General features: G+C 69.3%; 10 protein-coding genes and 1 tRNA gene. 4 read left to right on the forward strand and 7 right to left on the reverse strand.

Annotated elements, in window-relative coordinates; translation table 11 throughout:
* Positions 1-400 precede the first annotated feature (400 nt).
* The 6 genes from rho to argS form a co-directional block, all read right to left on the reverse strand.
* The gene (gene rho, locus IU459_RS13975; protein ID WP_195129948.1) at positions 401-2,377 is read right to left on the reverse strand and encodes a transcription termination factor Rho; all 1,977 of its coding nucleotides are present in this window, start codon (positions 2,375-2,377) and stop codon (positions 401-403) included.
* Between the two features lie 328 nt (positions 2,378-2,705).
* Entirely contained in the window at positions 2,706-3,677 is a 972-nt protein-coding gene (gene thrB, locus IU459_RS13980; protein ID WP_195130088.1) for a homoserine kinase, read from the reverse strand.
* Between the two features lie 103 nt (positions 3,678-3,780).
* Positions 3,781-4,842, reverse strand: coding sequence for a threonine synthase (gene thrC / locus IU459_RS13985; RefSeq protein ID WP_195130089.1), 1,062 nt, complete (start codon positions 4,840-4,842; stop codon positions 3,781-3,783).
* Between the two features lie 71 nt (positions 4,843-4,913).
* The gene (locus tag IU459_RS13990) at positions 4,914-6,269 is read right to left on the reverse strand and encodes a homoserine dehydrogenase (RefSeq protein ID WP_195129949.1); all 1,356 of its coding nucleotides are present in this window, start codon (positions 6,267-6,269) and stop codon (positions 4,914-4,916) included.
* Complete coding sequence (gene lysA, locus IU459_RS13995; protein ID WP_195129950.1) at positions 6,266-7,687, reverse strand: diaminopimelate decarboxylase; 1,422 nt, start codon at positions 7,685-7,687, stop codon at positions 6,266-6,268. The genes IU459_RS13990 and lysA overlap by 4 nt, the downstream gene beginning before the upstream one ends.
* A 115-nt stretch (positions 7,688-7,802) precedes the next feature.
* Entirely contained in the window at positions 7,803-9,461 is a 1,659-nt protein-coding gene (argS, locus tag IU459_RS14000; RefSeq protein ID WP_195129951.1) for an arginine--tRNA ligase, read from the reverse strand.
* Positions 9,462-9,553: 92 nt separating this feature from the next.
* On the opposite strand from argS, the gene IU459_RS14005 reads away from it, so the two are divergent.
* The 4 genes from IU459_RS14005 to IU459_RS14020 all read left to right on the forward strand — a co-directional run bounded on the left by IU459_RS14005 (position 9,554) and on the right by IU459_RS14020 (position 13,212).
* Entirely contained in the window at positions 9,554-10,453 is a 900-nt protein-coding gene (locus tag IU459_RS14005; RefSeq protein ID WP_195130090.1) for a DUF3105 domain-containing protein, read from the forward strand.
* Positions 10,453-11,319 (forward strand): DUF305 domain-containing protein, encoded by an 867-nt coding sequence (locus IU459_RS14010; protein WP_195129952.1) that lies wholly within the window; start codon positions 10,453-10,455, stop codon positions 11,317-11,319. Before IU459_RS14005 ends, IU459_RS14010 begins: the two co-directional genes overlap by 1 nt.
* Before the next feature lie 104 nt (positions 11,320-11,423).
* Positions 11,424-11,496, forward strand: a tRNA-Arg gene (locus IU459_RS14015).
* Between the two features lie 651 nt (positions 11,497-12,147).
* A complete protein-coding gene (locus IU459_RS14020; RefSeq protein WP_195129953.1) occupies positions 12,148-13,212 on the forward strand; it encodes an alpha/beta hydrolase family protein in 1,065 nt (354 codons plus the stop codon).
* Positions 13,213-13,378: 166 nt separating this feature from the next.
* Here IU459_RS14020 and IU459_RS14025 read toward each other — a convergent pair whose 3' ends face one another.
* Positions 13,379-13,930 (reverse strand): peptidoglycan recognition protein family protein, encoded by a 552-nt coding sequence (locus IU459_RS14025; RefSeq protein ID WP_195129954.1) that lies wholly within the window; start codon positions 13,928-13,930, stop codon positions 13,379-13,381.
* Positions 13,931-14,228 lie beyond the last annotated feature (298 nt).

A 14,228-nucleotide genomic window follows, 5' to 3' on the forward strand; every position in this document is an offset into this window, starting at 1 on the left:
GCCTGCAGCGATCCCGAAGTCGGGTAGTGCGCTACTCAGGAATGCGAACAGATCCGTTCATAGAGTGGCAGACCTGGGCACATCGCCGTTGGGCGGCTGGAAGGAGACCGGCGTGGCAATCCGAATCGCGTCCGCGATTTTCGTTCTCCTGATCCTCACCGCGGCCGCCGGCTGGTGCGCCCTCCCCGAAACCACGAACTATTCCGCGCCCGCGAACACCGTGTACGTCCGGAGTACCACGCCGGGTCCCGCAGACCCGACCTGCGCACTCATCCTCGGTTTCCTGATCATCGGCTCGGCCGCGATCGGCTCGGCGTTCTTCGCCCCGCAAACGCCGAAAGGGTCCCGCGGTAGCGGGACCCTTTCGGCCGTTGCCTCGGCGACAACTCGGTGCTATGTACTACTCGTCGAGCGCGCCCGGCGCGGTCTTGCTCACCTGCATGAGGAACTCGAGGTTGTTCTTCGACTTCTTCAGACGGTCGATCAGCAGATCGATCGCCTGGTGCGAGTCCAGGCCGGACAGTACGCGGCGCAGCTTGTGCAGCACGCCCGCCTCGTCGGGGCTGAGCAGTAGCTCGTCCTTGCGGGTGCCGGACGGATTGACGTCCACCGCCGGGAACACCCGCCGCTCCGCGATCTTGCGGTCCAGCTTGAGTTCGGCGTTACCGGTGCCCTTGAACTCCTCGAAGATCACCGTGTCACCGGTCGAGCCGGTCTCCACCATCGCGGTCGCGATGATGGTCAGCGATCCGCCGTTCTCGATGTTGCGCGCCGCGCCGAGGAACCGCTTGGGCGGATACAGCGCGGTGGAATCGACACCACCGGAAAGGATTCGGCCCGAGGCGGGCGAGGAGTTGTTGTACGCGCGGCCGAGCCGGGTGATCGAGTCGAGCAGCACGACGACGTCCTTGCCCATCTCCACCAGGCGCTTGGCGCGCTCGATGGCGAGCTCGGCGACCGAGGTGTGGTCTGACGGCGGCCGGTCGAAGGTCGAGGAGATGACCTCGCCCCGCACCGAACGCTGCATGTCGGTGACCTCTTCCGGACGCTCGTCGACCAGCACGACCATGAGGTAGACCTCGGGGTTGTTGGTCGCGATCGCGTTCGCGATGTCCTGCAGGATCGTGGTCTTACCGGCCTTCGGCGGCGACACGATCAGCGCGCGCTGCCCCTTGCCGATCGGCATGATCAGGTCGATGACCCGGGTGGTCAGCTTGTTCGGCGTGGTCTCCAGCCGCAGCCGCTGGTTCGGGTACAGCGGGGTGAGCTTGCCGAACTCGGGGCGGCGCTTCGCGGCCTCGACCTCACCGCCGTTGACCGTGTCCAGCCGCACCAGCGGATCGAACTTCTGGCGCTGGTTGCCCTGTTCGCCGTCGCGCGGGGCGCGCACCGCGCCGGTGATCGCGTCACCACGGCGCAGACCGTTCTTGCGCACCAGGTTCATCGACACGTACACGTCGTTCGGCCCGGCCAGGTAGCCGGAGGTGCGGACGAAGGCGTAGTTGTCCAGCACGTCGAGGATGCCCGCGACCGGCTGCAGCACGTCGTCCTCGCGGATCTCCAGCTCGCGGGTCTCGCCGCCGCCACCCTCGCGGTCGCGCCCACGACGACGCTCCCGGAAGCGGCGTCCGCGCCGACCGCGACCGCCTTCTTCGTCATCACCGCCGCGCGCCGCGCTGCCGTTCTGGCTCTGGCCACGCTCGCCCTGGCCACGCTCGCCTTGGCCACGCTCGCCTTGGCCACGCTCGCCCTGGCCACGATCCCGGCGACGCTCGCCGCCCTGTTCGGCGTCCTGCTTCGCCTCGTCACCGCGTGCTTCGGCGGGAGCGCTCTCACCGCCGGATCGTGCCTGGTCACGACCGCGCCGCTGCCGGCCGCGGCCACGCTGGCCACCCTCGCGGCCGGACTCCTCGGTGGTTTCGGGCGCGGCATCGGCGGGCGCGGTCTTCGCCGGGGCGGGAGCCTCGGTGGCCGGGGCCGAAGCCGCGGTCGTCACGTCGAGGGTCGCCTGCTCGGCCTTCGCCGGCGCGGCCGGAGCCGATGCGGCCGCGGAATCGTCCTTCGCCGGGGCGTCGGCCTTGGCGGTCACCGCGGACTTCGCCTCGCCTTTGGCGGGCTTTTCCACCTTCGCCGGTTTTCCGGCGGCCTGATTTTCCTTGATGGCGGCGATCAGATCGCCCTTGCGCATTCCGGAGGTACCTCGGATACCGAGTTCCCCCGCGAGGGCGCGCAACTGCGGCAACAACATTCCAGTCAGCCCCGATCGTGCGACGTCGGTGTGTTCGCTCATCTTCGAAATCTGTCCGGATTCACTTTCGCGGTCGCCCGTCGGGTTCGATTCCACGCCGGGTGTCGCGAGCAGGTCCGTATCTGTCACGGAAATCCTTTCCTTCCCTCGATCGCCGTGTGCTGTTTCGAGGGTTCGTCCCGCAGTCCGGGCATTCTGCCGGACTGGGATGCGTCCGTCCGGGCGCTATGTGCCGTATCACCTGCCCCGCCGGACCGGCGGCTTCTCCACCATTGGCGAGAGGTGGGGAGTGATCATTCCAGTTGCGCAGCTACGCAGCACCCCCATGGCCTGGAGGCTCGAGCCTGGAGCCTGCTGGAGCGATTGCCCTGATGAAGCACCGGCGTCTGATGCGCACGATGTACGGACTTGCCCAGAATAGCTGTCCATTGTGAATCTCGGCAAGGCAGACTCGCCGTCAGTCGACCCGGACGCCTTCGGCGATTCCCGGCTCCACCACGCGCAGGCCGTCGGATGCCGCGAGTTCGCGGAGTTCCGCAGGGAATTCGCTGGTACTCAGGGCCAGGATGGTCGGCCCCGCGCCGGAGACGGTCGCCGCGATGCCCGCCGCCCGCAGGCGGGTGATCCATGCCGTGGTCAGCGGTAGCGCGGGGGCACGCTGGGGCTGGTGCAGGCGGTCCGCGGTAGCGGGCAGCAACAGGTCGGGACGCTGGGTCAGGGCGACCACCGCGAGCGCGGCGCGGCTGACGTTGAAGGCGGCGTCGCCGTGCGGCACGACATCGGGCAGCAGGCCGCGGGTGTGCGCGGTGGACGAGCGCTCCTCGGGAATCAGCACGACCGGTCGCAGCGCCGGATGCGCCTCCAGCCGCACCGCGCGGTAGACGCGACCGTGGTACTTCGCCTCGGGCGCGACCTCGCGACCCGCGTCGGCGGCGAGCTCGGTGTCGGCCTCGGTCCACGAAACCACGATTCCGCCGAGCACGCTGGCCGCCGCGTTGTCCGGGTGACCTTCGAATTCCGACGCCAGCTGGACCAATTGATCGACCGGCGTGGCCAGGGCGGGGTCCAGCTTCGCAGCGAGGGCACAGCCGGCGGCCAGTCCACCGACCACCGCGGACGCCGACGAGCCGAGCCCGCGCGCATGCGGAATCACGTTGCGGCACACCACGTCGAGCCCGTCGGCCCAGACGCCCGCCGATTCCAGGCCGCGCTCGATCGCGCGGACCACGAGATGCGAAGGGCCCCAAGGGACATCGTCGGCGCCTTCACCCTCGACCCGGATGGTGAGTCCGGAATCGGTGGTGCGCACCTCGATCTCGTCATAGAGACCCAATGCCATACCGAGCGAGTCGAAGCCGGGGCCGAGGTTCGCGGTCGACGCGGGCACCCGCGCAGTCACGGCGAGGCCGGCGGGCAGCGTCGCGCTCACGCCCGCGCCTCGGTGGCGCTCGGTTCCGGTATGCGCGGTGCGCGGGGTATCGATGGTTCGCTCGCTACGCTCGCCCACGAGCTGGCTGTCGCGCGAACTCAACTCAGGCCAGCTCGAGTTCGGCGGCGACCGCGACCGGGTCGACCGGAATCGCCTGCACCTGCGGCATCCCCGACAGCGCCGTGTCGGGATCCTTGAGGCCATTGCCGGTCACGGTGCACACCACGGTGAGCCCGGGCGCCAGCCAGCCTTCCTTGCGCGCGGCGAGCACACCGGCGACACTGGCCGCCGACGCGGGCTCGACGAACACGCCTTCGGTGGCCGCGACCAGGTGATATGCCTCGAGAATCGCCTCGTCGGTGGCGGCGCGGAACGCTCCGCCGGACTGCTCCTTGGCCTCGACGGCGCCGTTCCACGAGGCCGGCGCGCCGATCCGGATGGCCGTCGCGATGGTCTCCGGGTCCTTCACCGGCGCCCCGTTGACCAGCGGCGCGGCGCCCGCGGCCTGCACACCGAGCATGCGCGGGAGCTGACCGGTGACGCCGTCGGCGTAGTACTCGCGGTAGCCACGCCAGTAGGCGGTGATGTTGCCCGCATTGCCGACCGGGAGCGCGTGCACGTCCGGAGCCTTGCCGAGCACGTCGCAGATCTCGAAGGCCGCGGTCTTCTGGCCCTCGATGCGCGCCGGGTTCACCGAGTTCACCAGACCGATGCTGGGGAAGTCGGCGGTGACCTTGCGTGCGAGCTCCAGGCAGTCGTCGAAATTGCCCTGCACCTGGATGATCTTCGCGCCGAGCATGACCGCCTGGGCCAGCTTGCCCATCGCGATCTTGCCCTGCGGGATCAGCACCGCGCAGCTCATGCCGGCGCGGGTGGCATACGCCGCCGCGGATGCCGAGGTGTTGCCAGTGGACGCGCACAGCACCGCTTGCTGGCCGCGGTACTTGGCGTCGGTCATCGCCATGGTCATACCGCGGTCCTTGAACGACCCGGTCGGGTTCAGGCCCTCGACTTTCAGGTACACCTCACACCCGGTCAGCTCGGACAGGTGCGGCGCGGGCACCAGCGGCGTTCCGCCCTCGTACAGCGTGACCGGCTCCCAGTCGGCCGCCCCGACGAGCCGGTCGCGGTAGGCCGCGATCAGGCCCGGCCAGCGGGAGTGCACTCCTGCCTGGGGCGCCACGCCACCGGTCTCCCGGCCGCCACCCCTGACGGCGTCGCTGCGCGACACTGTGGTCATTCTTCGGTGCCTTCCAATCTCAGAACGCTGGTCACGGATGTGACGGATGCCATTTCCGCCAGTGCGGCGACGGTGTCCGCGAGCGCCGACTCGGTTGCGTGGTGGGTCACCACGACCAGGCGCGCACCCGAACCGTGCCCTTCTTGACGGACGGTCGAGATGCTCACCTCGTGCTTGGCGAATTCGCCCGCCACTTTTTCCAAGACCCCAGGACGGTCCTCGACCTGCAGGTTCACGTGATAGCGGGTGGGCGTATCGCCGATCGGCGCGATCGGTAGCTCAGCATAAACCGATTCGCCGGGAGCGCGACCCCCGTAGAACTTGTTGCGTGCCGCCATCACCAGATCGCCGAGCACCGCGGAGGCCGTGGGAGCGCCGCCTGCGCCCTGCCCGTAGAACATCAGCCGCCCGGCGTTCTCCGCCTCCACGACGACCGCGTTGAAGGCGCCGGTCACCGCGGCCAGCGGGTGCTTACGCGGAATGAGCGCCGGATAGACGCGCACCGAGACGCGTTCCTTGCCGCCCTCGTCCGGACCTGGCTCGCCGGGGCCCGCGTCCACGCGCTCGCAGATGGCCAGCAGCTTGACGGTGCAATCCAGCGCCGAGGCCGTCTCCAGATCCTCGGCGGAGATCCGCGAGATGCCCTCGCGGTACACGTCGGCGGCGGTGACCCTGGTGTGGAACGCCAGCGAGGCGAGGATCGCGGCCTTGGCCGCGGCGTCGTAGCCCTCCACGTCGGCCGTCGGGTCGGCCTCCGCGTACCCGAGGCGGGTGGCCTCGGCCAGCGTCTCCGAGTAGTCGGCGCCGGTCTCGTCCATCGCGGAGAGGATGAAGTTGGTGGTGCCGTTGACGATGCCGACGACCCGGTTCACCCGGTCCCCGGCCAGCGACTGGATCAGCGGGCGCACCACCGGGATGGCGCCCGCGACGGCGGCCTCGAAGTACAGGTCGGCGCGGCTGCGTTCGGCGGCCGCGGCGAGCTCGCCGGTGTAGTCGGCCAGCAGCGCCTTGTTCGCGGTCACCACGGATTTGCCCGCGTTCAGCGCCGCCAGGATCAGCCGGCGCGGCGGATCGATGCCGCCGATCACCTCGACGACCAGATCGACGTCCTCGCGGGCGACGAGAGCGTCGGCGTCGGTGGTCAGCAGATCCGCCGGGATGCCGCGGTCGGTGCCGAGGCTGCGCACGGCCACGCCGCGTAGCACCACCGGGGCGCCGACGCGGGCACGCAGGTCCTCGGTGTGCTCACGCAGGATGCGCACGACCTCGGTACCGACGTTGCCCATGCCGAGGACCGCGACCCCGATCGGGCGATCGGTCCCCCAGACGCCGTTCTTCGCGTTCGCCGTCACGCTTCCACCTCCAGGCTGAGCAGGTCCGCCACCGTCTCCCGGCGCAGGATCAGGCGCGGCTGTCCGTCCCGCACCGCGACGACCGCGGGGCGGGTCAACTGGTTGTACCGGCTGGACATCGAATAGCAATACGCGCCGGTGGCGGCGACGGCGACCAGGTCACCGGGGCCGACATCGGCGGGCAACCAGGTATCGCGGATGACGATGTCGCCACTCTCGCAATGCTTTCCGACCACGCGCGCGACCACCGGCCCGGCCTGCGACGAGCGCGAGACCAGACGGCAGTCGTAATCGGCCTGATACAGCGCGGGACGGATGTTGTCGCTCATGCCGCCGTCGACGCTGACGTAGCGCCTGCGCAGGCCGCCGTCCAGCGAGACGTCCTTGATGGTGCCCACCTCGTACAGCGTCACCGTGCCCGGGCCCGCGATGGCGCGGCCCGGCTCCACCGCGATCACCGGCACGGGCAGGCCGGCGCGTTCGGCCTCGGCGGCGACCAGCTCGCGCAGTTTCGCGGCGAACTCGCCCAGCGGCGGCGGGTCGTCCGACGGCAGATACGAAATGCCGAGCCCGCCACCGAGATCCAGCGTGGCGATCTGGGCGGTGCGCTCGATGCCGAACTTGTCGATGGCCTCGCGCAGCAGACCGAGCATGCGCCGCGCGGCGATCTCGAATCCGTCGATCTCGAAAATCTGCGAGCCGATGTGGCTGTGCAGGCCGACCAGACGCAGGTTGTCGGCGTCGAAGACGCGCGCGAGCGCCTCCATGGCGTCGCCGCCCGCGATCGAGAAACCGAACTTCTGATCCTCGTGCGCGGTCGAGATGTATTCGTGGGTATGGGCTTCCACGCCGACCGTCACCCGGACCAGCACGTCCTGCACCACGCCGGCGAGGCCCGCGACGGCTTCCAGGCGCTCGATCTCGATCAGCGAGTCGACCACGATGTGGCCGACCCCGGCGGACACCGCGGCCTCCAACTCGGCGACCGATTTGTTGTTGCCGTGCAACGCGATTCGCTCGGCCGGGAAACCCGCGTGCAGCGCCACGGCGAGCTCGCCGCCGGAGCACACGTCCAGCGACAGGCCCTCGTCCCGGATCCAGCGTGCGATCTCACCGCACAGGAACGCCTTGGACGCGTAGTGAACGCGTGCGTTCGCCCCGAAGGCGCGGACCATGTCGCGGCAGCGGGAACGGAAGTCGTCCTCGTCGACCACGAACAGCGGGGTGCCGAACCGAGCGGCCAGCTCGTGCACCGGCACGCCCGCCAGCCGGACCACGCCGTCGGCGTCGCGAGCGGCGTTGCGCGGCCAGACGTTCGCGGGCAGATCGATCATCTGTTCCGGATCGCTCGGACGTTCCGGCAGATTCGGCGCGTGCGGGATCTCGGCGTGCCGGGGCCCGGCAGGGTGCGCGCTCATGCCTGCACCTCGCTGCCGCTCGGCTCCGGCATGACCGCGCAGGCGGCTGTGTCGATGGCTCGCTCGCTGCACTCACTCATGACAGCTTCCTTCCTCGCTCTGGTCCGGTGCCCGGTCACATGCGCTCCGGCGCACTGACGCCGAGCAAGCCGAGGCCGTTGGCCAGGACCTGTCGCGTGGCGTTGACCAGGGTCAGGCGGGCGGCGTTCGTCGGCGAGACAGGCTCGTCGCCCAGCGGCAGCACGCGCAGGTTCTTGTTGGTCTGGAAGCGGTGATAGGCGCCGGCCAGCTCCTCCAGATAGCGAGCCACCCGGTGCGGTTCGCGCAGGCTCGCCGCGCCGGCCACGACGCGCGGGTACTCACCCAGGGTGCGGATCAGCTCGCCTTCCTCGTCGGCGGACAGCAGCGCGAGATCCGGGGTGACGGAGTGGTACTCGAACTCGGCGGCGTTCCGCGCGATGGACGCGGTGCGCGCGTGCGCGTATTGCACGTAGTAGACCGGGTTCTCGTTGCTCTGGCTGGCCCACAGGTTCACATCGATATCGATGCTCGAGTTCACCGACGAACGAACCAGCGAGTACCGGGCCGCGTCCACGCCGATCGCCTCGACCAGGTCGTCGAGCGTGACCACGGTGCCAGCGCGCTTGCTCATCCGGACCGCGACGCCGTCACGCAGCAGGTTCACCATCTGCCCGATCAGCACCTCGACGGTGGCCGGGTCGTCGCCGAACGCGGCCGCGGCGGCCTTCAACCTGCCGATGTAACCGTGATGGTCGGCGCCGAGCATGTAGATGCACAGATCGAAGCCGCGCGAACGCTTGTTCTGGAAGTAGGCGATGTCACCGGCGATGTAGGCGGCCTTGCCGTCGCTCTTGATGACCACCCGGTCCTGATCGTCGCCGTATTCGGAGCTGGCGATCCACCAGGCGCCGTCCTTCTCGTACAGGTCGCCGGAGTTCTTCAGCTTCTCCACCGCCTGCTCGACCGCGCCGGAGGCGAACAGCGAGCTCTCGTTGAAGTAGACGTCGAAGTCGGTGCCGAACTCGTGCAGCGACTCCTTGATGTGCGCGAACATCAGCTCGACGCCCTCGGCGCGGAACAGCTCCAGGCGCTCGGCCTCCGGCTTGGTCAGCGCCTCGGGGTGCGCGGCCACGATCTTGTCGGCGATCTCGCCGATATAGGCGCCCGCGTAGCCGTTGTCCGGGGTCGGGGCGCCCGTGGCGGCCGCGACCAGCGAGGCGGCGAACCGATCGATCTGCGCGCCGTGGTCGTTGAAGTAGTACTCGCGCACCACGTCGGCGCCCTGTGCGGCCAGGATGCGGCCCAGCGCGTCGCCTACCGATGCCCAGCGGGTGCCGCCCAGATGCACCGGGCCGGTGGGATTGGCCGAGACGAACTCGAGGTTGATCCGGGTGCCCTCCAGCGTGTCCGCGGTGCCGTACGCGGCGCCGGCGGCGAGCACGCGCTCGATGATCGCGCCCTGCGCTGAGGCGGCGAGGCGGATGTTCAGGAAGCCGGGTCCGGCGACCTCGGCGGCGGCGACGCCGTCCGCGTCGGCCAGTGCGTCGGCCAGCCAGGTCGCCAGCTCGCGCGGCTTGGTTCCGGCGCGCTTGGCCACCTGCATCGCGACATTCGTGGCATAGTCGCCGTGTTCCGGGTTACGGGGACGCTCCACGTTGACCTCGTCGGGCAGGACCGCAGGGTCCAGTCCACGTTCGACAAGCACCTTCGCCGCGGTGGCGCGAAGGAGATCTGCAAGGTCAGCTGGAGTCACGAGTCTCTATCCTATGGTCTTGGCGGGTGTACACCACGGGGTGGGCACTGCGCAGCCAGCGGATCCACCACGTCGAAAGAGCACAACGAGCGATGCCGAACAATCCCAGCGCCAAATCGGCCAAGGCCGCCAAGGCCGCGGCGAAGTTGTCGGCTCCCCGCAAGCGGGGCAAGCAAGGGCAACTTACGAAGAAGAATCGCCAGATCCCCTGGCTGGCCATCGGCGCGGCCGTAGTCATCATCGCATTGATCGGCGCCTTGGCCTACAACCTGGTCCCCAAGTACCAGGAGAAGGCCGAGCTGGACAAGTACACACCGAGCGCGGAGCGGAAGGATCCCTCCGACGGGATCGCGGGCGTAGTGAAGAAGGAATACCCCGCGGGCCTGCACATCAGCGCGAGCCAGCGGGTGGCCTACGACCAGGCGCCGCCGTTCGGCGGCCCGCACGACCAGTCCTGGGCGACCTGCACCGGCACGGTCTACACCAAGCCGATCCGGGTGGAGAACGCGGTGCACTCACTCGAACACGGCGCCGTATGGATCGCCTACAACCCCGACAAGGTGAACGCCGACGGGATCGAGACGCTGAAGGCGAAGGTCGAGGGCAAGCCGTACACGATGATGTCGCCCTACCCGGGGCTGGATGCGGCGGTGTCGCTGCAGTCCTGGGGGCATCAGTTGAAGCTGGACAGCCCTGATGACAAGCGGGTCGGCCAGTTCATCACCGCGCTGCGGTTGAACTCCTACACCTATCCCGAGGTCGGCGCGGACTGCTCGACCATCGTCTTCGACACCGACAACCCTCCGCCGTTCGACCCGACTCCGCCCGGGCCCGATGCGGTGCCGATGGACGGCAAAGGTCTGCAACCGGACCCATCCGAGTTCGGCGGCATGCCCCCGGGTGGCCTGCCGGGCGTCCCCGGCGTGCCCGCTCTTCCCGGTGTGCCCGGCGCGCCGGCGCCGAGGCAGCCCGCACCGGGTGCGGGGCAGTAATGCCAACCGACAAAGTGCCCGTCGACGACGTCGCGGACAACACCGGACCGGGGCGTGAGCCGGCGGCATCCGCCGGAAAAGTGCCCGCCGACGCCTCGGACAACACCGAGACCAGGTCGGGGCGCGAGGCAGCGGCGTCCGCCGATAATGTGCCCGCAAGCGAGGTCCCGGACGACGTCGAGACCGAATCCGGTCTCGGCCGCCAGTTCCGGCGTCAGCGCACCGCGCTGGTGATCCTCGGCACCATCGGCGCCATGCTGATCGGCTTCGCGATCGGCGTGCTGGCGCGGATTCCGCTGGACAGTTCCAGCGAGCCGGATCCCGGACCCGTCGACGTGGGCTTCAGTCAGGACATGTCGGCGCATCACGCCCAAGCGGTGGAAATGGCGGGCGTGGTGCTGGTTCGTTCCACCGACACCGAGGTACGCCGCCTCGCCTACGACATCCTCACCACGCAGCAGAACCAGATCGGCCGCATGCAGGGCTGGCTGCAACTGTGGGGCGAACCCGCGCAAGGCGTGGACGGGTACATGGGCTGGATGACCGAACCGATGGGCGGCCACGAACATTCCGAGCCGAGTTCGCACCATTCCGGCCCGGTGTCCGCCATGCCCGGCATGGCCACGCCCACCGAACTCGCCGCGCTGCGGCAGGCCACCGGATCCGCACTCGACACGATGTTCCTGCAGCTGATGCTGCGCCACCACGAGGGCGGCCTGCCGATGATCGACTACGCCGCCCAGCACGCCGAAACCACCGCGGTGCGCACCCTCGCCGACACCATGGCCAAAACCCAGCGCGGCGAATCCGCCCTGATCACCACGATGCTCACCGCCCGCGGCGCCGCTCCCCTCCCCGCGAGGTGACCCGAAACCATGCCGCCCGCCGCGCTTTTTGGCGGACGGCGGTCGATACGATAGGCTGACCCAGCCCGATCGGACCGCCATCCGGCCCGACCGAGCCCTATCCCGCCCTCGTAGCTCAGGGGATAGAGCGTCTGCCTCCGGAGCAGAAGGCCGTAGGTTCGAATCCTACCGAGGGCACGTACGAGCTGGACGAGCCTTGCTCGCGGAATGCGTGAGCCGGGGCTCGTCCTTCGTGTTTTGTGGGGATGCAACCCCCACACCCCCCCGGCGGGCTTTGCCCCCCGGACCCCAATGCACGTCGCTGGCATAGGTGGCACCCGGCAGTTCGGATTCTCTGACTCACTCCGCGACACAGCTGCACCTACGCGCGCCGAGGCACTGCTTGCCTGGACTGGGCGAACCCACCTTGGCGACGAGACGATCGGCGCGGCGGGCAACTTGCCGACCCTGCCCCGACCTGGAAATCGACCACGCGACTGAGATTGCGGGCAGCGCCTCGGTTGATCCGGAACGCGCGGTTCAGATGCAGCTCATAGCGCAGACCGTCGGGTATAAATCCCTCATCGACGATCTCCAGTGGCTGGCAGACGAGATCCACCCGCGCGGACGGGCAGATGATTCGATGCGCGCGAACCGCACCCTGGGACATTCCGGGACGGGGCGGGGGCGCGCCGCGAGAGGCTTCCACGCCCCGCCGCAGCGGGAGCATCGCGGCGCTGACAGCCCAGAAGTGTGCGCCCGGCAGGTGGGTCTGCCCGAGATCGAGGCCGGCCGATCGAGTACGGGCCCGCTGGCGCGACGGATGGCGGGTCCGGGTGGTGACCGACGATGATCGCTCGCGCCGTCTCCGGGTTCGCTGCCGCGCTCGTGGTCTTCATCAGCGGCGCCTACTTCGCCGGGCTCGCACACGCCGACGTGCCCGCGCCGACCGGCGGATATCTCGTCGGTCGCACCGACAGGACCGTCGCGGCCGGTGGCCGAGAGTTGCCGGTGTCGGTCTGGTATCCAGCTGCCGCCCCTGCGATTCCAGCGCACTATGTTCCCGCGTCCAACCCGGTCGCAGCGGCGCTGCTCGCGACCGATGCGGCGCTGTGGCTGCGCGAGCCCAGCGCCGTGCCCGCGATGCTCGCCGCAACGGTCGCGGCCGGACAGGACGCGCCGCTGGACACCGCGCTCGGGCCCTTGCCGGTGGTGGTGTACTCCCCCGGTCTCGGCACGCCGCGCTGGCTCGCCTCGGGCCTCGCCGCCGATCTCGCCTCGCGCGGCTACGTCGTGATCGGCGTCGACCACCCGGGCGAGACCCCGGCGGTCGAGGTGCACGGCAAGCTCGTGCTCGGCACTCCGCCTGCGTACGACGACGCCGAATACATGCGCCGCGCACTGGACATCCGTGTCGCCGATGTGCGCCTGGTTCTCGACGAACTCCGCACGCTCCCGGTCGTCGGCGCGCACGTCGACCTGGCCCGGATCGCGGTGGCGGGCCACTCCTACGGAGGACTGACCACGGTGGCCGCGATGCGCGCCGAACCGCGCGTCCGGGCGGGCGTGGTGCTCGACGGCCCAGCGGGTTGGACCGACAACACCGATGTCGAGCGCGGCGGCGTCGACCGGCCCGTGCTCATGCTCGCCTCCGGCGACATGCTGCACGCGTCGTGGATCCGGTTCGCTTCGGACAGCCCGGCGTTCACGCTCGGCACGATCCGCGGTGCGGAGCACTACGCGGCAACCGACCTACCCGCGCTCGTGCCGTCGACAGCGCGATGCGGGTCACTGCCCGCCGAACGTGCCACGGCGATCACCCGCAGCGTTGTCACCGGCTTCCTCGACGAGCAGCTGCGCGGCGCGGCGACGCCGGTGCCGGTGTGGCCAGAACTCGAGTGGCGCACACGCTGATCATGCCTCGGGCAAATGCGCGCTGGTCTATGCGGATCAAGCCCACGTCGAATTCGACAGCCCGCTCACGTCCGAAGGAGCATCGTGTCACCGTCGGCTACGGATCGTATGGACCAGCGAGCCGGCTCACGGCTGCATTTCGTCGAGCTCGCGAGCCTGGTCGGGATCATGTCGTCGCCTGTGCCGATTCTATTGCCTTGGCCAACAGGACATCCCACGGGAACTCTGCACCAGGGTCGGTGTGGTTGGTGTCGTACCAGGCCTCAGCGGTGTCGCCGTGGCCGCCGACGCCGGAATCTCCCGCGCGCATCTGGTCGGCGGTGAGTTTCACGAGCGGAATGCCGTAACGGTCGGACCAGTCGCGCAGCACGCGGGCGCCGGCGTCCAGCTGAGCCGGGCGCGAGAGCCATTCGTCGCGGAGCTGCCGCGACCACCCGAGGAAACACAGGTGCAGTCCGCGCTCGTTGGCGGGTGAGCCTGCGGCCCACGGGATGTAGTCGTCATCGTTGCTGCGCCCGATGCGGCCGTCGGCGCCGACGACCATCGTGTACGACGCCCGCACCTCTGGCTGGGCGAGGTAGTTGAGCAGTCCCTCGAGCGAGCCCTCGGCCGGGCCTTCGTTGGCGTGCACGATGATGAGCGAGCAAGAGTGCGGGTCGCGCGGACCGCCGTCATTGGGAGACAGGATCGTTACGTCTGCCTCGAGTTGGTTGCCCACCGTACTCCTATCGGATAGCTGATTCGGGTTCGCGGGCGCCACGCAACCATGGCAGCGGTTCGGGAAATCCGGGCGATACGGTGATGATCAGCTGCACGCCCCCCGTGCTGATCGTGTAGTTGCTGGAGCCAGTGACTCTGCGCGCAGAGCATACCATGGCGTTGCCATCTGAATACATTGCGCCACAACGTTATTAACCTCAGGTGTGACCAGGATCCGCTTCCAAGGGCGAACTGGATGCCGGCCCGAACTGGTTCCCGCGTCCCGCCAGAGCGCCTACGGTGTCACTGCGTTGATC

Origin of the sequence: Nocardia amamiensis (assembly GCF_015477605.1) — a bacterium.
GTDB classification, from domain to species: Bacteria; Actinomycetota; Actinomycetes; order Mycobacteriales; family Mycobacteriaceae; genus Nocardia; species Nocardia amamiensis_A.

Coding starts and splice junctions, on each gene's coding strand:
- lysA (WP_195129950.1), bottom strand. CDS start 7,687: ATGAGCGCGCACCCTGCCGGGCCCCGGCACGCCGAGATCCCGCACGCG.
- IU459_RS14005 (WP_195130090.1), top strand. CDS start 9,554: ATGCCGAACAATCCCAGCGCCAAATCGGCCAAGGCCGCCAAGGCCGCG.
- IU459_RS14010 (WP_195129952.1), top strand. CDS start 10,453: ATGCCAACCGACAAAGTGCCCGTCGACGACGTCGCGGACAACACCGGA.
- IU459_RS14020 (WP_195129953.1), top strand. CDS start 12,148: ATGATCGCTCGCGCCGTCTCCGGGTTCGCTGCCGCGCTCGTGGTCTTC.